General features: G+C 41.1%; 19 protein-coding genes. 5 read left to right on the top strand and 14 right to left on the bottom strand.

From position 1 onward, the window contains the following. Positions 1 to 17: 17 nt before the first annotated feature. The 5 genes from amtB to ABLA85_RS04565 form a co-directional block, all read right to left on the bottom strand. Positions 18 to 1,298 (bottom strand): ammonium transporter AmtB, encoded by a 1,281-nt coding sequence (gene amtB / locus ABLA85_RS04545; RefSeq protein WP_367961894.1) that lies wholly within the window; start codon positions 1,296 to 1,298, stop codon positions 18 to 20. 16 nt (positions 1,299 to 1,314) lie between these two features. Beyond that, the gene (glnK, locus tag ABLA85_RS04550; protein ID WP_367961753.1) at positions 1,315 to 1,653 is read right to left on the bottom strand and encodes a P-II family nitrogen regulator; all 339 of its coding nucleotides are present in this window, start codon (positions 1,651 to 1,653) and stop codon (positions 1,315 to 1,317) included. A 179-nt stretch (positions 1,654 to 1,832) separates the two neighbouring features. Further along, positions 1,833 to 3,626: a SmdB family multidrug efflux ABC transporter permease/ATP-binding protein gene (locus tag ABLA85_RS04555; protein WP_367961896.1), complete on the bottom strand. Its 1,794-nt coding sequence runs from the start codon at positions 3,624 to 3,626 to the stop codon at positions 1,833 to 1,835. Beyond that, on the bottom strand, positions 3,610 to 5,358 hold the full coding sequence (locus tag ABLA85_RS04560; RefSeq protein ID WP_367961755.1) for a SmdA family multidrug ABC transporter permease/ATP-binding protein: 1,749 nt from the start codon (positions 5,356 to 5,358) through the stop codon (positions 3,610 to 3,612). Before ABLA85_RS04560 ends, ABLA85_RS04555 begins: the two co-directional genes overlap by 17 nt. Before the next feature lie 67 nt (positions 5,359 to 5,425). Further along, complete coding sequence (locus ABLA85_RS04565; protein WP_047685671.1) at positions 5,426 to 5,887, bottom strand: Lrp/AsnC family transcriptional regulator; 462 nt, start codon at positions 5,885 to 5,887, stop codon at positions 5,426 to 5,428. A 121-nt stretch (positions 5,888 to 6,008) separates the two neighbouring features. Between ABLA85_RS04565 and ABLA85_RS04570 the strand changes: the two genes are divergently transcribed. Beyond that, the gene (locus tag ABLA85_RS04570) at positions 6,009 to 7,061 is read left to right on the top strand and encodes a PLP-dependent cysteine synthase family protein (protein WP_367961758.1); all 1,053 of its coding nucleotides are present in this window, start codon (positions 6,009 to 6,011) and stop codon (positions 7,059 to 7,061) included. Between the two features lie 32 nt (positions 7,062 to 7,093). Next, a complete protein-coding gene (queC, locus tag ABLA85_RS04575) occupies positions 7,094 to 7,792 on the top strand; it encodes a 7-cyano-7-deazaguanine synthase QueC (protein ID WP_367961760.1) in 699 nt (232 codons plus the stop codon). A 41-nt stretch (positions 7,793 to 7,833) separates the two neighbouring features. On the opposite strand, the gene ABLA85_RS04580 is transcribed toward queC, so the two are convergent. From ABLA85_RS04580 to bolA, 9 genes are all read right to left on the bottom strand, one after another. Next, positions 7,834 to 8,244 carry an acyl-CoA thioesterase gene (locus tag ABLA85_RS04580; protein WP_367961762.1) on the bottom strand — a complete coding sequence of 137 codons (411 nt, stop codon included), beginning with the start codon at positions 8,242 to 8,244 and terminating at the stop codon, positions 7,834 to 7,836. Between the two features lie 148 nt (positions 8,245 to 8,392). Beyond that, complete coding sequence (locus ABLA85_RS04585) at positions 8,393 to 8,776, bottom strand: ComEA family DNA-binding protein (RefSeq protein ID WP_367961764.1); 384 nt, start codon at positions 8,774 to 8,776, stop codon at positions 8,393 to 8,395. Positions 8,777 to 8,923: 147 nt separating this feature from the next. Next, on the bottom strand, positions 8,924 to 10,798 hold the full coding sequence (ppiD, locus tag ABLA85_RS04590) for a peptidylprolyl isomerase (protein ID WP_367961766.1): 1,875 nt from the start codon (positions 10,796 to 10,798) through the stop codon (positions 8,924 to 8,926). 169 nt (positions 10,799 to 10,967) lie between these two features. Then, positions 10,968 to 11,243, bottom strand: a complete 276-nt coding sequence (hupB, locus tag ABLA85_RS04595) for a nucleoid-associated protein HU-beta (protein WP_367961768.1) — start codon at positions 11,241 to 11,243, stop codon at positions 10,968 to 10,970. A gap of 375 nt (positions 11,244 to 11,618) precedes the next feature. Continuing rightward, a complete protein-coding gene (lon, locus tag ABLA85_RS04600) occupies positions 11,619 to 13,973 on the bottom strand; it encodes an endopeptidase La (protein WP_367961770.1) in 2,355 nt (784 codons plus the stop codon). 209 nt (positions 13,974 to 14,182) lie between these two features. Continuing rightward, positions 14,183 to 15,454 carry an ATP-dependent protease ATP-binding subunit ClpX gene (gene clpX / locus ABLA85_RS04605; protein WP_367961772.1) on the bottom strand — a complete coding sequence of 424 codons (1,272 nt, stop codon included), beginning with the start codon at positions 15,452 to 15,454 and terminating at the stop codon, positions 14,183 to 14,185. Between the two features lie 144 nt (positions 15,455 to 15,598). Next, complete coding sequence (gene clpP, locus ABLA85_RS04610) at positions 15,599 to 16,222, bottom strand: ATP-dependent Clp endopeptidase proteolytic subunit ClpP (protein WP_367961773.1); 624 nt, start codon at positions 16,220 to 16,222, stop codon at positions 15,599 to 15,601. 258 nt (positions 16,223 to 16,480) lie between these two features. Next, on the bottom strand, positions 16,481 to 17,785 hold the full coding sequence (gene tig, locus ABLA85_RS04615) for a trigger factor (RefSeq protein WP_367961775.1): 1,305 nt from the start codon (positions 17,783 to 17,785) through the stop codon (positions 16,481 to 16,483). A 394-nt stretch (positions 17,786 to 18,179) separates the two neighbouring features. Continuing rightward, the gene (gene bolA / locus ABLA85_RS04620; RefSeq protein WP_367961777.1) at positions 18,180 to 18,503 is read right to left on the bottom strand and encodes a transcriptional regulator BolA; all 324 of its coding nucleotides are present in this window, start codon (positions 18,501 to 18,503) and stop codon (positions 18,180 to 18,182) included. 244 nt (positions 18,504 to 18,747) lie between these two features. Between bolA and ABLA85_RS04625 the strand changes: the two genes are divergently transcribed. The 3 genes from ABLA85_RS04625 to ABLA85_RS04635 all read left to right on the top strand — a co-directional run bounded on the left by ABLA85_RS04625 (position 18,748) and on the right by ABLA85_RS04635 (position 21,936). Further along, the gene (locus ABLA85_RS04625; protein ID WP_367961897.1) at positions 18,748 to 19,335 is read left to right on the top strand and encodes a lipoprotein; all 588 of its coding nucleotides are present in this window, start codon (positions 18,748 to 18,750) and stop codon (positions 19,333 to 19,335) included. Positions 19,336 to 19,418: 83 nt separating this feature from the next. Next, the gene (ampG, locus tag ABLA85_RS04630) at positions 19,419 to 20,945 is read left to right on the top strand and encodes a muropeptide MFS transporter AmpG (protein ID WP_367961779.1); all 1,527 of its coding nucleotides are present in this window, start codon (positions 19,419 to 19,421) and stop codon (positions 20,943 to 20,945) included. A 223-nt stretch (positions 20,946 to 21,168) separates the two neighbouring features. Next, positions 21,169 to 21,936 (top strand): outer membrane protein OmpK, encoded by a 768-nt coding sequence (locus ABLA85_RS04635; RefSeq protein ID WP_367961781.1) that lies wholly within the window; start codon positions 21,169 to 21,171, stop codon positions 21,934 to 21,936. The last annotated feature ends 74 nt before the right edge of the window (positions 21,937 to 22,010 follow it).

A 22,010-nucleotide genomic window follows, 5' to 3' on the forward strand; every position in this document is an offset into this window, starting at 1 on the left:
ACGTTTAAACAAATTGATCAGTTGTAAGCACTTTCTCCGTGTGAAGTAATATCCAATCCCTCTCTTTCTGATTCAACGCTAATACGCAACCCAACCGCAAGGTCAGCAATCTTGAATGAGAAATAAGCAGTTACGGCTGACCAAACAACACACACCAATATACTGATAACTTGTATACCAAATTGCCTTAGCATAGTCATTCCTTCCACAAACCCGGTTCCCCCCAAAGCGGAAGCAGTAAAAATACTTGTTAATAAACAACCAACAATACCGCATACGCCATGAACGCCGAAGACATCACAAACATCATCAACACGCAACCAACGTTTTAATACCACTACGCCCCACAAACCGGTGATCCCGGCAATCACACCAATTACCAGAGCTCCTCCAATGCCAACTGTTGCGGCAGCAGGAGTGATAGCAACCAGTCCGGCAATACAACCAGAACATGCACCTAAAAGAGAAGGCTTATCGCGTAATAACCATTCGGAAGAAATCCATGACAGTACTGCCCCCGCTGTTGCTACCACTGTGTTCACTAGTGCCAGAGCAGCAATAGCATTCACGGCCCCCGCAGAGCCAACATTGAAACCAAACCAACCAATGTAAAGAACTGCTGTGCCAATAAATGTCATGGGTAAGTTATGTGGTTTAAAAGCTTCCTTACCAAATCCTGAACGCTTACCCAGTAAGTAAGCACCAACTAAACCTGCAACTGCAGCATTAATATGTACAACAGTTCCACCTGCAAAATCTAATGCACCGTCCTGAGCCAACCAACCACCACCCCATACCATATGAGCCATAGGAATATAGGAAGCAGTAAACCACAAAACAATGAAAATCAATAAGGCAGAAAAACGGACTCTTTCACACAAAGCCCCAACAACCAAAGCTACAGTGATACAACCAAAAGCTCCCTGAAAAACGACATAAATCAATTGATAAAAACTGCCACTTAAATCAGTAATGGATATGTTTTTCAACATGACTTGCTTTAATCCCCCAAAAAAAGGGTTTCCCGCCTCAAAAGCCAAGCTATATCCATAAATAACCCAAAGCACACAAACAAGTGAAAAACTTACAATTACTTGTGACATCAATGACAAAACATTCTTACGACGCAACAACCCACCATAAAATAAAGCAATACCGGGTATCGTCATAAAAATCACAAGAATCGTATTTATCAGCATGAATACCGTATCAGCTTTATCAACCGTGTTTCCCGCAGCAAAAGCACAAGAAGGTACACCTGCTATGATGCTGATAATAGCGAACCATTGTTTTCTCATTTTTCCCCCTCCCCATTCACAGTGCTGCATCATTCGTTTCATCTGTCCTGATCCTGACAGCATGCAGTAATTCAAAAACAAAAATCTTGCCATCGCCCATTTTCCCAGTGAAAGCAGTTTGTTTTATAACATGAATGATTTCTTCTACTCGTTCATCATGAGTAGCAATATCAATTTTTACTTTGGGCAAGAAATTGACACTGTATTCAGCTCCTCGGTAAAGCTCTGAATGACCTTTTTGACGCCCAAATCCCTTTACTTCTGTAACGGTCATGCCTTGTATACCAATATCAGAAAGAGCTTCCCGTACTTCTTCTAATTTAAAAGGCTTAATGATGGTAGTGATCAATTTCATACTCCCCCCGTCTTTATCTGTATTTGTAAAATGGTATTTGTAGGAACGCATTACAAAGATATTTGCAAAGGGAGTGCCAAGAATTTAAAAATGTTTTTAATCAAATCGTTACAAAGAATTCGTATTGATAGGAAATATAAGACAGGGAGTAACCTTTTCAGTCACTCCCGATATGCACACTAAATGTGCAGCGGTTCATTTAAGGTTTCACCAACCTGTTGAAGCTGGTACATCTGGTAATAGCGGCCACGCCTTGCCAATAGCTGTTGATGCTGACCTTGCTCTACAATTGCACCACGATGGAGCACGAATATAGAATCAGCCTCAACAATCGTTGAAAGGCGGTGAGCTATAACCACTAATGTTGTATGTTTGCGGATCATCCGTAGCGCTTGCTGCACTGATTGTTCTGTTCCCGAATCAATATTCGCTGTCGCTTCATCCAAAATCAGAATTTGCGGTGTTTGCACCAAAACCCGTGCCATTGCCAAAAGCTGTTTTTGTCCGGCAGAAAGAGTATTTCCTTGTTCTCCCAATCTTGAATTTATCCCTCCCGGTAACTTGCGAACAAACTCAGCCAGTTGTACCACTTCCAAAACCTGCCAAACTTTTTCCTCACTAATATCTCGCCCTAATGTAATATTATCGAAGAATGAGGCAGCTAAGACGACTGGATCTTGTTGAACCATTGCTACACCATTACGCAAGACAGTATGAGAGAAAGAAGATACTGATCGTCCATCAAGATAAATGTCACCGCTTTGCCATGGGTAATACCCCATCAGCAAATTGGCTAACGTACTTTTGCCACTCCCTGTATGCCCAACAAGCGCAATAAAGCCCCGTGACGGTACATGCAGATTGATATTATGTAACACAACTTTGTCATTACGATAGGAAAAGCTTAAGTTTTCGACATCAATTCTGCCACTCATCAAAACTTGTTGATCAACACCGTACTGCTGCTGTGGGCTATCCATTAATTCAAAAACCCGTTCGCCTGAGACCACAGCTTGCTGTAATAACGATTGTTGAGCTGCCAGCTCAATCAATGGTTCATTTAGGCGCCCAAGATAACTGATGAATGCATACAATACACCAACCCCAATAAAATCTGTTCCCTGGAAGCCAAACAGTAACAATAGACCACACAACACTGCGGCAGAAAACAGGCTCAATAAAGGTCTTAACAGGATGCCATCCAATCGTAATGCCTGCATACGGGCCTGATAATGAGCCCGATTAATGGCAAACAATTTCTCACCAAAACGCGCTTGCTGACGAAATTGCTGAATGACAGTCATGCCATTAATAGCCTCATTAAAAACATTGTTAATATCAGCAAGATACATACGAACTCGTCGAATAATCGGTGTACTGAAACGCTGGTAAGTTATCATCACAAGAAAAACAGCAGGAAAGATCGTCAGTGCAACACATGCCATACGCCAATCCAAAAAGAACATTGCTATCAACATTGCCCCAATCAGCGCAACACTACGAAAAACGGTAGGGATAACATTCACAAATAGATCTTTGATGACCTCAGTATCATTCGTCACACGAGATATTAATTGTCCAACAGGTTGTTTATCGAAAGTACTCAGAGGCTGGCGTAGTGCTGAATCCATGACATCCGTCCTGATCTGCTGTATAACGCCAATAGATGCCTGATTAAACAACAAGGACTGGAAATAATGTAAAGCAGCCGCTACCAACTGTAATATCAAAAATACAACCGCAAGACCACTAACAACATCAAGTGGAAGATTGCCAGTTGAAACTATGTTATCGATAAAATAACTGATAATCATCGGGCCACTAACTTCAGCCAATGCAGCAATCCATAACATCAATACAGCCAAACTAATTGGCTTACGGTAGTTTTTACTGTAAGCCAACAGGCGTTTTAACGATGACCAGAGTTTACGCGTATTAGACTTCTCCATATCAGTATTACTCATATTGACCATCCAATGCGGCTTCAAGTTGTTGGTAATGGTACATATCTGAATACCAACCAGATTGCGCAATAAGCCGTTTATGCTGTCCCTGCTGAGAAATCGTACCATCTTGCATCACCAAAACATTATCTGCTTCTACTAAAGCTGATAATCTATGTGCGCTAATAATAACAGTACGTTGCTGCCGCCATTGGCTGAGATTTTTCATGATACGATGCTCAGTCTGACCATCTACAGCAGAAAGCGCATCATCCAGGATCAGAATCTCTGCATCTAATAACAATGCCCTTGCTATAGAAATGCGTTGTTTTTGCCCACCAGAAAGCATCACTCCACGCTCTCCGACTTCGGTTTGATAACCTTGTGGTAACTGCAAAATATCATCATGTACACTCGCCAAACGAGCCACTTCTTCGATTTGTTCTTGAGTAGCATCAGGACGCCCTAAGGCAATATTCCCAGCAACCGTGTCCGAAAACAGAAAAGGAGTCTGATTCACAACCGCCAATCGTGATCGCCATTCTTCCAGCCTGAGTGTAGAAACATTGTGGGATTGAAATAGTATTTCGCCATCAGCAATATCAAACTGGCGTTGCAATAAAGCAAGCAATGTACTTTTTCCTGACCCCGTCGGACCACAAATTCCCAATAATTGACCTGGTAGTAACTGAAAACGAATATCTTGAAGAACAGGTACACTATGCTCTGGATAAACAAAGGAGTTGATATTTGCTATCAGTGTCCCGCGCTCAGCAGATAAAGAGTGTGAACCATCCTCAATCACCAGAGGCTCCTGTAATAAGCTACAGATCCGTGTATATGCAGCGCTGCCACGCTCAACAATATTAAACATCCATGCTAGCGCTAGCATAGGCCAAATCATTAGCCCCAAGTACATGACAAAGCTGGTCAGCTCTCCCAATGTCAGAGAACCATTTACAACCATCCAACTTCCACCACCAACAGCCAATAAATTTGCAAGCGCAATAGCAATGAAGATAGTAGGGTCAAAGCGTGCATCCACACGTGCAACACGCATATTTTTACGTCCTGCCTCAGTAGCTACTTCTTCGAACTGACTGGATTGTAACTCTTCCAGCCCAAAAGCCTTTATCATTCGAATACTGGTCAAGCTTTCCTGAGCGTGGTTATTGAGTGTAGAAAATGCGCCTTGAGCCAACTTGAAACGATGGTGAAGTTGTTGACCATACCGTTTAATCACTAACGCCATAATAGGCATAGGTAACAGTGATAATAGTGTCAATTGCCAACTGAGCTCCACACTCATTACGATAAGTACAGCACAGCCCATTACTAAAGCATCAACGAAAGTAAGTACTCCCTCACCTGCAGCAAAAACAACTCTATCAACATCATTGGTCGCCCTGGCGATTAAATCCCCTGTTCTATGACGTAAATAGAATTCAGGATCTTGGCTGCTCAATCTCTGATAGAAATCACTGCGCAACTTAACAGCTAATCGATAAGAAGCACCAAATAGCCATACCCGCCAAACGTACCGTAGACCATATATGGCCAGCGCAATGATGAGCATAATGCTTATCCACATCAATAATTGATTGGATGACATTGTTTTTGCGCTGATGCCATCAACAATAATGCCAACCAAACGAGGGGGAATTAATTGTAATATCGCAATCATCACAAGGAAAATGACAGCCCCTAAATAGCGACGCCATTCACTGAAAAAATACCAACTTAATTGAGAAAATAATCTCACAAACCTATTCCCAAGGTAAAAATGAAAAGATAGGCGACCACTTCACCAAAGAGATTTGAATAATTATCTAATCTGGTATGGGTAACGCCGTTGTATATTTTATTTTTTCCATTGCAAAGTTTGATGTTACATCAATCAAACCAGGGATCCCATTAACCATACGTTTGTAGAAATGATCATAACTTTTCATATCAACAACTTCTACGTGCATTAAATAATCATATTCCCCTGCCATACGATAGAATGTTAAGACTTCCGGCATCTCTTTAACAAAAGAAACAAACTGTTCATACCATTCACTACTGTGCTGTTGAGTTTTTATCATCACAATCACAGTCAAACCTAACCCTAATTTTTCACCATTAAGTAACGCAACTTTTCCAACAATATATCCTTCATCTTCAAGCCGTTTAAGACGCTTCCAGCACGGTGTGGATGTCAAATTAACGGCTTCTGCCAAAGCGTTTAAGGACAAACTACAATCCTGTTGGAGCAGCTCTAGTAGCTTACGGTCTGTTTTATCTAACATACCTATATCCTGTAGAAATATTTCCTAAAAATAAAGCGCAATATCAGAAAAATAACAATCTATTTCTCCGAATGTAAGAGTAATCTATACGTCAAAAATGTATTTTATCCGGGGTCAATTTATGTCGTCTTTATGGGCTACCAATGCCATAAAATCTATTCAAGCTGATTATCAACGCAGTGCTGATACGCATCTGATTAAACTCAACCTCCCCATGTTTCCTGGAGTTCATCTGTATCTCAAAGATGAAAGCACTCATCCCACTGGTAGTCTTAAACACCGGCTTGCACGCTCCCTTTTCCTTTATGCACTCAGTAATGGCTGGATAGATGAAGGAACTCCCATTATTGAGGCCTCATCCGGTAGTACTGCTGTTTCTGAAGCCTATTTTGCTCGCTTACTTGGCTTGCCTTTTATTGCAGTGATGCCCGCTTGTACTGCTAAACGCAAAATTCAGGAAATCGAATTTTACGGCGGTAAATGCCACTTTGTAGAACATTCAGCCCAGATTTATGAAGAATCAGAACGCCTGGCAAAAGAACTGAATGGTCATTATATGGATCAATTCACTTATGCTGAACGAGCCACTGACTGGCGGGGCAACAATAACATTGCAGAAAGCATTTTCCGTCAAATGGAATTAGAACCTTTCCCTGAGCCAACTTATATTGTCATGAGTGCAGGGACTGGCGGAACGTCCGCAACACTTGGCCGTTATATGCGTTATCAAGGATATAACACTAAACTCATTGTTGTTGATCCTGAGAACTCCGTTTTCTACGACTGCTATCACCAAAATTGCAGAAAAATACGCAAAAATACAAGCAGTAAAATCGAAGGTATCGGGCGTCCACGTGCCGAACCATCTTTTATACCTCATGTTATCAATGATATGCTCCAAGTTCCTGATTGTGCTTCGATTGCCACCATCTACTGGCTCGAAAAGCTCATTGGCAAAAAAACGGGAGCATCAACAGGAACCAATGTCTGGGGCGCTTTGCAACTAGCCCAAAAAATGCATGACAACAACCAGCAGGGTTCAATCGTGACATTGTTATGTGATAGCGGGGAGCGTTACCTTGATACTTATTACAACCCAGAATGGGTCAAAAATAATATCGGTGACATCACGCTATATCTCACGCAACTACCCAAACTCAATAGTTATGAGTAACATATCTCCTTCAATTTAAAGAGGTAGGTATCATGAAACGAGCTGTTGTTGTATTCAGTGGTGGACAAGATTCCACCACTTGTTTAATTCAAGCACTTCACCAATATGATGAAGTTCACTGTATTACTTTTGACTATGGTCAACGCCACCGAGCTGAAATTGATGTTGCCAGCCGTATCGGTAAAGAGCTGGGAGCGGCTGCCCATAAAGTACTTGATGTTACTTTATTAAATGAGCTTGCTATCAGCAGCCTGACAAGAGACAACATTCCCGTACCCGATTTCAGTGAAAGCGAAAAAAGTGGCATACCGAATACATTTGTTCCCGGTCGTAATATTTTGTTTTTAACTCTGGCAGCGATTTACGCATATCAGATTGAGGCTGAAGCCGTTATCACCGGTGTTTGTGAAACTGATTTTTCCGGTTATCCTGATTGTCGCGATGAATTTGTCAAATCCCTGAATAATGCTGTTTGTCTCGGTATCGCTAGAGATATCCGCTTTGAAACTCCATTAATGTGGCTGAACAAAGCGGAAACCTGGGCATTAGCTGATTATTACCAGAAACTGAATTTTGTTCGCACTCAAACTCTCACTTGTTATAACGGAATACAGGGTGATGGTTGTGGTGAGTGCGCCGCCTGCCATCTTCGAGCTAATGGACTAAATCTTTATTTAAACAATGCCAAGACCACAATGGCAGAAATGAAATCCAAAACACAGCTTAACTAGATAATTCAGGTATCAGTGAGGGGAAAAATACCTCTCACTCCTCACTTCACGGCTTCATTCTTAAACTTATCAAACCATTCTCTTAATTCACCGTCCAACACCAACGTTTGTTGAGTTTTTAAATCAACACAAACAAATGTAGTCATAGAATCAGCGATAATTCGGTTATCGCCTTTGCGTATAATTTCCTGGAAAAAAGAGCCACTTTTGTTACGCAATTCCTGTAAAGACGATTTCACTTCCAACTCATCTCCTAATACAGCAGGATGACGATAGTTAATATTGATATTGGCTACAATAAAAGCAATTTTATTATTATTTAGCCATCGTAACATGTCACTTTCAGCGAGTAAATCCCAGCGAGCCGCCTCCATAAACTCCAAATAACGTCCATTGTTTACATGCTGAAAAACATCGATATGATAACCTCTGACTTTTATAATCGTACTCATTGCTATTTTCCTTTCAACTCATCTGACCAGTAAGATTATTAACAATAGCAAAACATTTTAATTACAATAGCGTTTAATCAATTATTCTTGATCAGTATCACAACCCTCTTGATAAAATCATCAGCACATTCATCAAGAGGGCTTTTAATCAGTAGGTTAATTTATCCCGGTTTTTCTCTATAAAAGCAGGACCAATGCCTTGTACTTCCTGTAACTGCTCAATTGCTGTGAATGGGCCATACTTTTCACGATATTCAATAATTGCCTGTGCTTTTTTGGCACCAACACCATTAAGTTCTTTCGCTAATTCTTCAGCATTTGCTGTATTGATATTAATGCTTCCTTTTCCTGAGAGCGCTTTTTCTTCCTTATCCCTTGGTTCGCTTTTCTCAATAGTGGTCTTATGCAGATCAGATGATGGTGTCAGTACCACTTTATTATCAGATTCTCCTGCTGCAATAGCATGAGATAACGGCATGCTAATACCAAAAGTAAGAATAAATGAATTAAATAATATCCTTAAATACTTCATAAAAATGTCTCCATGTTTTGTTGATGGAGGAAAGAGTGCCATAACAAAAATTCAGAACAACAGGAAAGATTCAAATATGCGAAAGGCCACGAAAGTGGCCTTTTTCAATTACTGTTTTGCAAAGTCAGTTGCGAGTAACATCGCAATTTATTCAATTTGCCCTATTTTAATTTCAGCATTATCACGTAAGTTAGCGACCAAAGATTCCAGCATAGCATTACCCATCTGATACTGCTCATCCATCATATATTGTTTAATCTGCTCTTCTGAAACAGAGCCAGGTGCAACTTTATCCAATTGAATCAAAACAGCATTGCCAAGCTCATCATGAGCTAATCCATATACTGGCTTACCATCTTTGGGATGAGGCAAGGTAAATACCACATCAGTAATCGGGTTGTCTTGTGGCATACGTGTCATTAGTGTTGGTTCACCAAACTGGAGCATTGCCGCTTTTAGAGCTTGTTCTCCTTTACCATCTTTTAATGCTGTAAGAAGATTCTCACCATCAGCCTGTAACTGTTTTTCAGCTTTTTGACGTTTTACCAATTCAGTAATCTGGGTTTTAGCCTCTTCAAATGGCAGAATGGATTCAGGTTTAACATCATCCACCCGAATAATAAAAGCCCTGTCACCGTCAACAGAGATTACATCAGAGTTAGTTCCTGAAGCGCCTTTATCATCCATCAAATTACTAAAGAAAATAGCCTGAACGACCTGACTAAAATTAATATCCGCCGGGATATGATCTCGGTCAAACCAATCAGTGGTAATAGCTTTATAACCAGCGGCCTGTTCTGCCGAAGCTAAGGATTCATTATCATTGGCAGCAGCTTCACTGACTTTTCTCTGCAATGCATAAAACGCATCAATTGCTTTTTCTTGTTTTACCGTCTTTTCTATTGTTGTACGTTCATCCGCTAATGACTTAACTACCTGAGGTTTAATGTCATCCAAACGGAAGATTGCATACCCATTAGATAATTTGATGGCATCAGAGAATTGCCCTTTTTCCGTTAAATGGGCGGATTTGATCTCATCAGGTGAAGAGCTGTCTTCCATCCAGCCAAGATCCCCTCCTTGCTGAGCAGAATATTTATCTGTCGATTTTTCTGCTGCCAATTTGCTGAAATCGGCCCCTTTTTTCAATTCATCAAGAATTGATTTTGCATCGGCTTCAGACGCAAGTTGGATAAGACTGTATTTCTTCCTTTCTGGTTGTGTATATTTTGACAGGTTATTTTTATAATACTTTTCAATATCAGCATCAGTTACAGTAACATTTTTCAGTTCATCCGCAGCATCCATCTTGATATAGCTGACTTTAACTTTCTCAGGCACTGTGAAACGTTTACTATTCATATCATAGTAATTTTTCAGTTCTTGCTCTGTTACTGTCTGCTTTGCTTCAACTGATTTCAGTTCGAGAGTTGCCAAACGAACCGTTCTTTCTTGCAAAGACAACGCTGCCATCTGTTTAATTTCTGTCGGCAAAGCAATTTCTGAACCCAGTAACGTTGCACGAAGTTGACGGGTAATCAATTCCTGCCGAACTTGTTCCGCATAGGCATCTGGATTCAAGCCAACTCTGGTTAACGTTTCCAGATATTTATTGTTATCAAATTTGCCGTCCTCGGTCTGGAAATAAGGCTGTTTGCGGATCTCTGCTTTTACTTGCTCATCACTTGCTGATAGACCTAGCTTATTTGCATATTGTTCAAGTAAAATCGCATTAATAATACTATCCAATGACTGACGTTTCAGCAGTCTCACTTGCTGTTCATCACTTAGCAGAGTTGAGAATTGATCTCCCAATCTTTCCTGTAATGAAATTTTTTCTTGTTGAAATACCTGCTCTAACTGAGCACGACTAATGGTTTGACCATTCACTTTGGCAGCATAATTACCGCCTTCACTTGACAGGTAGCCGGTTACCCCTGTCACCAAAAAGGTCAGGATAATTAGAGCCAACACGATTTTAAGCACTGGGCCGTTTGCCGCCGTGCGTAGGTTGTCCATCATAAAGACGTAAAACTCCGCTTTAGTGAAAAAGAAACTATCATCTTACGCTAATTCGAACGCTAAGAGAAAAAAAGCGCATCAACCAAGTGATGCGCTTATATTCTAACTATCAATTTAATCCAGTCAGTTTATAACTGTCACAGTAAATGTGGCAGGTTATTTATGTTCATTACCCGTTGACCGCATCTTTCAGCCCTTTTCCTGCACGGAAGGCGGGTACTTTTGCTGCTGCTATTTTGATTTCCTTGCCTGTCTGAGGGTTGCGTCCTGTACGAGCAGCACGCTCACGTACAGTAAATGTGCCAAACCCTACCAAAACGACATCATCACCACCTTTCAATGCATCAGATACTGAAGAAATGAATGCATCTACTACACGCCCGGCAGCCGCCTTAGAAATATTTACATCAGCAGCAATTTTGTCGATCAGTTGTGACTTATTCACTTTTATCATCCCCATTTAGTTTTATACCTTTAATCTTTCAAGTTACCTCTTTTATTGGCTGCGCTACCCTTTACAACAACTCCCGGTCACATAGTTATCTATGCTACTGAGGATTCGTTCTTTTGCCACCACAATGCAACTTGAAATCTATTAGGTATACTATTATAACAAACACCGATTTAGAACGGATAACACAACGGTCTTGCCGTCATATCAACCAATTCCAGTATTAGCAAGAAATTATAGAACAGCAAAATATTTAATCAGATCTTTAGATTAAACTAACTTAATGAGACAAAAAAAGGCTGGCAAGCCTGAATTGACTTACCAACCTAATTTTTATAAAGAGTCTTGAGTTAGCTCACTATTTTTGTACTACTTTAGTGAGACAACCTCAGCACCAAACGCAGGATCTTGTAAAGCAATAGTTAAAACGTCTTCTATACGCTTAACCGGATGAATTTCCAAATCCTGAATTATGTTTTGAGGGATCTCTTCCAGATCTCGTTTATTTTCGTAAGGAATAATGACCGTTTTAGTTCCTCCACGATGAGCTGCCAGCAGTTTTTCTTTTAAACCACCGATAGGCAAGAGAAGACCACGCAGAGTAATCTCACCTGTCATCGCTACATCAGCACGAACCGGATTACCTGTCAGACAAGAAACCAGTGCTGTACACATTGCAATACCTGCACTTGGGCCATCTTTCGGTGTTGCACCTTCTGGGACATGAACATGAATATCGCGTTTTTCGTGGAAATCAGAACTGATACCCAACTTATCTGCACGAGCCCGAACTACAGTCAATGCGGCCTGAATAGATTCTTGCATCACTTCACCCAACGAACCGGTATAAGTTAATTTCCCTTTACCCGGTACACTGGCTGTTTCAATTGTCAACAAATCACCACCGACTTCTGTCCATGCAAGCCCTGTAACTTGACCAACACGGTTTTCGGTATCTGCACGACCATAATCCACTTTTTGAACGCCCAGATAATCTTTCAGATTATCTGCATTGATTTCAATATGCTTAAGCTGCTTATCCATCAACAGAGCCTTGACCGCCTTACGACACAGCTTGGAAATTTCACGTTCCAAACTACGCACGCCAGCTTCACGGGTGTAATAACGGATTATGCTAATAATCGCCCCATCATCAATAATCAATTCACCTTTTTTCAAGGCATTGCGTTCGATCTGTTTCGGCAATAAGTGACGCTTGGCAATATTTAGCTTCTCGTCTTCGGTATAACCTGATAAACGGATCACTTCCATACGATCTAACAAAGGTGCCGAAATATTCATGGAGTTGGATGTCGCCACAAACATAACATCGGACAAATCATAGTCCACTTCAAGGTAGTGATCGTTAAATGTCACGTTTTGTTCAGGATCAAGTACCTCCAGCAAAGCAGCAGCAGGGTCACCACGCATGTCAGATGACATTTTGTCAATTTCATCCAACAAGAACAGTGGGTTTTTAACGCCTACTTTGGACATTTTTTGAATTAATTTACCCGGCATTGAACCGATATAGGTACGACGATGCCCACGTATTTCAGCTTCATCACGTACACCACCCAGAGCCATACGAATATACTTACGCCCTGTTGCTCGAGCAATGGAGCGACCCAGTGAGGTTTTACCCACACCTGGCGGCCCAACCAGACAAAGAATTGGACCTTTGATTTTACTGACCCGGCTTTGCACTGCAAGATATTCAAGGATACGTTCTTTCACTCGCTCTAAACCATAATGGTCTATATCAAGGATTTCCTGCGCCTTTACCAAATCTTTTTTCACTTTGCTGCGTGCGTTCCAGGGAACCTGCACTATCCAATCAATGTAGCTGCGAACAACTGTTGCTTCTGCCGACATTGGGGACATCATTTTTAATTTTTGCAGTTCAGCTTCCGCTTTTTCCCGCGCCTCTTTTGGCATTTTGGCGTCTTCGATCTTACGTTTCAGAGTTTCATATTCATCAGGTGCATCATCCATCTCACCCAATTCTTTCTGAATCGCTTTCATTTGCTCATTCAGGTAGTATTCGCGCTGACTTTTTTCCATCTGTTTTTTGACGCGATTACGAATACGCTTTTCTACCTGTAGCAGATCGATTTCTGATTCCATCATAGCAATCAGATATTCAATGCGTTCAACAACATCAGACATCTCTAAAACAGTCTGTTTGTCATTGATTTTCAATGGCATATGGGCAGCAATGGTATCTGCCAATTTTGCTGCATCTTCAATGCTGTGCAATGATGTCAGCACTTCCGGCGGGATTTTTTTATTCAGTTTGATATAACCTTCAAACTGATTAATAGCGGTTCTTACCAGAACTTCTTGCTCACGCTCATCAACAATCGGGGAATCCAGATATTCAACCTGCGCATAAAAGTACTCTCCATTATCTGTTAATGTTGTAATACGAGCACGCTGCAAGCCTTCAACCAAAACTTTCACTGTACCGTCTGGTAATTTCAACATCTGTAAAACAGAAGCTACTGTACCTACGGAGAACAGATCATTGACTCCCGGTTCATCAGTGGATGCTTCTTTCTGCGCTACCAACATGACCTGTTTGTCATGATCCATTGCTGCTTCCAGACAATGAATCGACTTTTCTCGCCCAACAAACAGAGGGATCACCATATGTGGGTAAACCACTACATCGCGCAAAGGCAATACAGGGATTTCTATGCGTTCGGAACGCTCAGGGTTCATAGAGCTCTCTCTTCGTTTAGCTTTCGCCAGTTTTTAGGAATCTCGTGAAACACGGTTTTCACGAGTTTCACTTCAAAGAATATAAAATATATGGGGACAGGAAACTGACATTCAATAGGCTATGTCTGCAAAAAGCAAAATGAGGGATTCTCCCTCATTTTATTTTTTCTAATGCGTATTGATAGCAGGTGCTTCCTACCCCATTTTCGTCACTCACCAGAAACTTGAGCATCCGGCTTGCTATATATCAATAATGGTGCGGATTTATCTTCAACAACGCTCTCATCAACGACAACTTTTTCTACATGTTCCATTGATGGAAGATCGTACATTGTATCCAGCAAAACACCTTCCACAATTGAACGAAGTCCACGTGCACCTGTTTTACGCGCCATTGCTTTTTTCGCAATCGCTGTCAGCGCTTCTTTTCTGAACTCCAGCTCAACACCTTCCAGATTGAACAAAGCCTGATACTGTTTTGTTAAAGCGTTTTTGGGCTCTTGCAAGATTTGGAGCAACGCTTCTTCATTGAGTTCACCCAACGTTGCCACAACAGGCAGACGGCCAATGAATTCAGGAATAAGTCCAAATTTGATCAAATCTTCCGGTTCAACCTGAGCAAGCAATTCACCTTCTGTCGCCTTCTCTGATTCGCCTTTAACTGTAGCACTAAAACCAATTCCAGAACTGACATTCAAACGCTGGCTGACAACGTTGCCTAAACCGGCAAACGCTCCACCACAGATAAACAAAATCTTAGACGTATCAACCTGAAGGAATTCCTGCTGTGGATGTTTACGACCACCTTGAGGGGGAACAGCAGCCACTGTACCTTCAATCAGTTTCAAAAGTGCTTGTTGAACACCTTCACCCGATACGTCACGAGTTATTGAAGGGTTATCAGACTTACGAGAAATTTTATCTATTTCATCAATATAAACGATACCACGCTGTGCTTTCTGTACATCGTAGTCACATTTTTGTAAAAGTTTTTGGATAATATTTTCTACGTCTTCCCCAACATAGCCCGCTTCAGTCAAAGTCGTTGCATCGGCCATAGTAAAAGGCACATCTAAATAACGGGCAAGGGTTTCTGCTAGCAAAGTCTTACCACTGCCTGTTGGACCAATTAGCAGAATATTACTTTTACCTAACTCCACACCGCTATTAGTGTCTCCATTACGTAGCCGCTTGTAATGGTTATAAACAGCCACTGCCAGCACTTTTTTCGCCATTTCCTGACCGATGACATAATCATCCAAATGTTGACGAATTTCATGAGGAGTAGGTAATGTACTACGCTCACGATGTGGTACTAGCTCTTTAATTTCTTCGCGAATGATATCATTACATAAATCGACACATTCATCGCAGATATACACTGACGGGCCAGCTATTAATTTCCGAACTTCATGTTGGCTTTTCCCGCAGAAAGAGCAATACAGCAGCTTTCCTGAACCGTCTTTGCGCTTATCTGTCATCAGTCAACCTCACTTTATGAGCTGTTATCCCAGTCTCTCTGGCATAACAGAAAAAACGCTGTCATTACTCCGCCGAATTAGGTGTTAGCACAAAAAGTCACCTTAAAATTATAGTGTTGGAGTAATAAATTAATTATCAATAAATTAGTTTCGATGGGTAAATACACTATCAACCAATCCGTATTCTACGGCTTCCGAGGCTGACAAGAAACGGTCACGTTCTGTGTCTTCGACGATCTTCTCAAGTGGCTGTCCCGTATGTTTTGCCATCAATTCATTCATACGAGCTTTAACTTTGAGTATTTCCTGCGCATGGATTTCAATATCTGTCGCCTGTCCCTGGAATCCGCCCAGAGGTTGGTGGATCATAACTCTGGAATTTGGCAAACAAAAACGCTTTCCTTCTGCGCCGGCTGTTAGCAGGAAGGACCCCATTGAGCAGGCTTGCCCCATACAAATAGTACTCACATCTGGTTTAATAAATTGCATCGTGTCATAAATAGACATACCCGCAGTGATAACCCCACCCGGTGAGTTGATATATAAGTGAATATCTTTTTCTGGGTTTTCTGCTTCCAGGAATAGCATTTGAGCGACAATTAAGTTCGCCATATGATCTTCAACTGGGCCAGTCAGAAAAATAATTCGATCTTTTAATAAGCGGGAATAAATATCGAACGCACGCTCTCCACGTGCTGTTTGTTCAACCACCATCGGCACCAAAGACATGTTAGGTGCATATTGATTTTGCTTGCCACTGTATGACATTTTCGTCTCCTAATAGAACTCACGCTGGTGCCATTTATAACCGATTCTACGTGAGATAAGCGATGATGACCATGATCCAAAGTTAACTAACAGAGGACTATCCCTCTATAAAAAGTAGTAAGCCTTTACATAATAGTAAGAAAGGATATGAGGTTAAATCTGTTTTTTTCAAGAACAATAAAAAACCCGCAGGCCAAGCTTGCGGGTTTACATCACTGAGAGAAAAATTCATCATCTCAGGTAATCAATAAATGAAACTTATGCCAATTGGTTCTGATTCATCAGATCATTGAAGCCAGTTTCTTTTTCAGAAACTTTTGCTTTGCTCAGAACCAATTCAACCGCTTGCTCTTCCAGAGCAATGTTGCGGATATTGTTCATCATTTCTTGATTTTTGCTGTAGTATTCAACAACTTCTTTCGGATCTTCGTAAGCAGAAGCCATTTCTTCGATCAGTGCATTAACACGCTCATCATCAACTTTCAGCTCATTGCTGCTGATAACTTCGCCTAACAGTAAGCCAACAACAACACGGCGTTTTGCCTGCTCTTCAAACAACTCACGAGGCAGTTCCAAAGCTTGTTTTTCAGAACCACCGAAACGCTGAGCTGCTTGACGACGCAGTACATCGATTTCACCATCAACAACCGCTGCCGGAACTTCAATTTCGTTAGTCTTAACCAGACCATCCAAAACTTGAGTTTTAATGCGGTTACGTACCGCATTTTTCAGTTCGCGTTCCATATTTTTGCGAACTTCTGCACGCAGGCCGTCAACAGTACCATCAGCAATACCAAAACGCTTAATAAATTCTTCAGTCAGTTCTGGCAGTTCACGCTGTTCAACTTTCTTCAGGTTAATAGCAAACTTCGCTGCTTTACCTTTCAGGTTTTCTGCATGATAGTCTTCTGGGAAAGTGACATCGATTGTAAATTCTTCGCCCGCTTTGTGACCAACGATACCCTCTTCAAAGCCTGGGATCATTCGCCCCTGTCCCATTGCCAGAACGAAATCAGTTGCTTTACCGCCTTCGAACTCTTCGCCATCAACAGAGCCGTTGAAATCAACAGTTACACGATCTTCTGCAACTGCTGCTGCTTCAGTTTCTTTCCAGTCAGACTGCTGCTTGCGCAAAGTTTCCAGCATTGTGTCAACGTCTGCATCTTTTACTTCAACAACTGGTTTTTCAACTTCAATGTCTTCCAAACCTTTCAGTTCAATTTCTGGATAAACTTCGAATTCAACTGCATAAACGAAGTCTTCACCGTTTTTAAACTGTTCTGGTTTGTAGCTTGGTGCGCCAGCTGGATTAATTTTATTCTCAATGATTGCATTAACGAAATTACGCTGCATCAAATCACCGAGAACATCCTGTAGAACGGAAGCGCCATAACGCTGTTTGACGATATTCATAGGTACTTTACCTTTACGGAAACCGTCAATACGAACTTTCTTCGCTACATTAACCAATTCACTGTTAACTGCTTTTTCAATGTCGGCAGCAGGAACGGTGATTGATACACGACGCCCAAGGCCTTGAGTTGTTTCAACAGAAACTTGCATCTTGTTACCTCAAAAAAATCATAGTGCTCGGTCAACTTCAGAATGGTGCAACGTCTAAAACAGGCAAATTACATCACTCTTCAAGAACCGGGGCGGTCGCATTTAAAAACCGAGAATCCCTGTGATTCAGAAGCGCCCCGAACGAAACTATTGTAAAAATTTAGACGCAGCATTATAGCGATGCAGACAGTATGAGTCGAGAATTGCAGACAAAAGCATGCACTATTCGTTGACTTAATGTGATATGCATTGCCCAATGGCTACATCATGATATTGGCCATTCAGTATGAATATAAACAAAAATACAGCCCGAAGGCTGTAGTCTAACTTGAAAACCAAATTAATAAAAAATTAAGGATTACGTTGTCATACAGTATTGTTATACCGAACAACTTCATAAAGTTGATGTCGTTGTACTTCCTCCCCGACATGCAGGTGAGGCTAAAACGGTATCTTCTAATCCAGCCCATTCTTTCTCTGTATAAGTATGAAGCGCTAAAGCATGTACTCCTTCTTCCATCTCCTTAGCCAAAACACTATATACTGAGCGATGGCGGTTGAGCATTCTCTGCTCAACAAACGCATTGCTGATCACAATGATTTTAAAATGGCTTTCAGAACCTGCTGGTACATTATGACGATAACTTTCATCGATCACTTCCAGATGAGAAGGCTTAAATGCCGCCTGTAACTTTGTTTCTATTTCCTGACGAACCATCTCATTCTCCTTAGTCACCAAAGGTTATTAATCAACCATATATTGATTCTAGTTTATTTCCCGTGATTTATAATATCAGGGCATCCAAATATCTTTTATAGAATTTCCTTTAAGCATTTCTCTATATCTTTCAATTAGTAAGCATTAGTGATATGCCGTGACTTACAGCAATGCTATGATTGCAACGGTCCATACTACCTGTATTACTATATTGGGTATCCGTATTCTGAATGAGAACACTTACATGCTAAAGAAAATATTGACTCCATTTATTGTACTTCTCTTTCTAGTCAATTTATCTGGCTGTGCAGACACCAGCAATACATTGGCTATTCAACCTAAAATTACCTTGCCATCGGTAGATCCTACAATGAAAGCGATCACAATCAGTATTAGTGGGGTCGACCATCGGCAATCTCAAGCCCTGGCCCAAATTAACCGCAATGCAAAATTAGTTACGCTGCTGCCTTCGCGTGATTTACGCTTTTTACTGCAAGAAGCTTTGGAAAAACAAATGGTTGCTCGTGGTTATATGATTGGTTCTCCGGCGAATGCCAATTTACAAATCATAGTGAATCAGCTTTATGCGACAGTAAAGGAAGGAAGCCTGCGCCACGATATTTCAGCGAAAGCGGAAATCTCAATTGTTGTTTATGCTCAAGATGGTAGCAAGCAAATCAAAAACTACCGCACCAGCTATAATGCTCAGAGTCCATTAAACGCAACTAACGCCAAAATAGCTGATGCCGTTAATATTGTATTATCTGATGTGATTGCAGACATGGCTCAAGATTCGTCAATCAGCACCTTCATTAAACAGAATGTTCGATAACAGGTAACAAGATATAGACTTTCTGCCTGATCCTATTGAACTTTCCTTTGATAGATTCTGGGCAGAAAGTATTGGAAGGGTTTATGACGAATCACACACTGAGTTTATCTACAATACGCAACTACCGTATTCTTCTTTTATTGGGTTTTGCCTCTGGTCTTCCCCTTGCCCTCACCGCAGGAACATTACAGGCATGGATGACTGTCGAAGACATTGATATCAAAACTATCGGCTTTTTTACTTTAGTCGGTCAAGCCTATGTTTTTAAATTTCTCTGGGCACCTACTATGGATCGCTATTCCCCCTCGTTCTTAGGACGTCGGCGCGGATGGATGCTCATTACCCAGCTTTTACTCATTGTCAGTATCGGGACAATGGGGTTTCTCGACCCATCGCAACATTTATGGTGGTTAGCTGCTTTGTCTGTTGCTGTTGCCTTTTTCTCGGCTTCTCAAGATATCATTTTTGACGCCTATAAAACCGATTTACTTCAACAAGAAGAACGGGGAACCGGAGCGGCAATTTCTGTACTGGGATATCGGCTGGCAATGCTAGTCTCCGGTGGTCTGGCTCTATGGATGACAACTTATATTGGCTGGAATAGCATGTACTGGCTCATGGCAGGTCTGATGCTGATTGGCGTTTATGCCACTCTTACTGCTAAAGAACCTCAGATTGACGTAGCGCCACCAAAAACATTACATCAGGCTGTATTTGAGCCTTTATTTGACTTTTTTAGTCGAAACAATGCCTGGCTTATTCTGCTCTTAATTGTGCTGTATAAGCTGGCTGATGCTTTTGCCCTTTCACTCAGCACCCCTTTTCTTATTCGCGGAGTAGGGTTTAATCCGGCCGAAGTCGGTATGATTAATAAAACCCTTGGCCTGGCTGCCACTATTATAGGGGCTCTGTATGGTGGTTATTTGATGCAGAAGTGGAGCCTGTTCCGTGCATTGATGATCTTTGGTCTCCTTCAAACCGTTTCAAATTTCGGTTATTGGATACTTGCCGTCACTCCCAAGGATATTTATGTCATGGGTGGCGCTATTTTTCTGGAAAATATCTGTGGCGGTATGGGCACAGCAGCATTTGTTGCCTTACTCATGACACTTTGTAATAAATCATTTTCAGCAACCCAATTTGCTCTTCTTTCTGCATTATCCGCTGTGGGACGAGTTTACGTCGGCCCAATTGCAGGCTGGTTTGCCGAGGCTCATGGTTGGTCAATATTTTATCTGTTTTCTGTTGTGATTGGATTACCGGGTCTTGCTCTCTTGTTGGTATGTCGTAATACGCTGGCCTATACTCAAAAGACCGATAGTTTCATTCCGCGGACGTTATTTAGTAGCTATTATCGCTTGGCCTTTATGACCATGACATTGGCCGCATTGATTTTTATTACCTGGTTAATTTTAAGCAGCCTATTGTTTATAATCACTCATTTCGTCACTTTGATACTTTTTATTTCCCCGGAATATATCCAACTTTTTAATGAAATAAGTGACTTTATATACCCCATGCTGTCATGGAGCGTTGTCATTGGCGTCATAGGATTGCTGCTGGGAGGTATCCTGGATTATGTCGCATTGAAAAAAAGTAAACTTGTTTAAAATTTTACCTGTTACAACACAAGGCTGATAAAGTTCAGTTTTGTGTTGTTCCATTTAGTGATAATTATCACAATAAAAAATAAAAACTGAAATTATGTGACCCAAGAAACATCTTTTTTTACGGGGAAATATTTATACTAATAAACATCACGTTCGCATTCATTTTGTTTCGGACTATCCAAAATATTTTTTGTATATCTAAAAAACCACATAAAGGGAATTTATGAAAAGACATATTTTGACACTCACCGCAGTTGCTACTGCCTTGGTTTCTGCTTCAGCCAGCGCGGAATATCAGTGGGGGTTTGCCAATGTCAGCATGAACTACCTTGACTGGAGCAAACATACTACACACAAAACAGGGCAAACTTCTCACAAAGATGACTTTGCTTATCTGGAACTAGAAGGTGGAGCGGGTTTCAGTTGGGGAGAGCTATATAGCTTCTTTGATTTAGAAAACCCATTTAACAGCAAAACTGCACAACCTGGTGATAACCGACGTTACGCTTTCAAAACAACAGGACGTTTTTATCTGGGAGAAACAGGTTTCAACCTTTATGGGCACGTTTATGGAACCTACTCACAACCAGGAAAAGCTAACGGTGGCAACTTCCATGAAGTAAATACACTCTATGGATTGGGCTATAACACAACCTTTGCAGGTCTGTGGTTCAAACCTTTTGTTGCCCTGCACTATGTTGACCAAACTTTCTACTCAGGAAATAACGGTTATGTCGTAGGCTGGGTTGCAGGATACGATTTCAATCTTTGGGAGCAAAAATTCAGTGTCACAAACTGGAATGAAATCGAACTGAATCGTAATAAACGTTACGGCAACGGTGGCCGTGATGGCGTTAACGGGGCACTGGGATTATGGTGGACTCCACACTCTTCTTTTACGACCGGTATCCAATATCGCTATGCCAATAATAAACTAGGCGAAGATTTCCTTCAGGATGGTATTGTTTACAGTGTAAAATATAACTTCTAATAATTAGTTTAACTGATGAGCAGTATCAAACTGCTCATCAATACCAAAAATGATCATTTCATTACAACAAGAAG

Source organism: Xenorhabdus sp. SGI246, assembly GCF_040838225.1.
GTDB lineage: Bacteria > Pseudomonadota > Gammaproteobacteria > Enterobacterales > Enterobacteriaceae > Xenorhabdus > Xenorhabdus indica.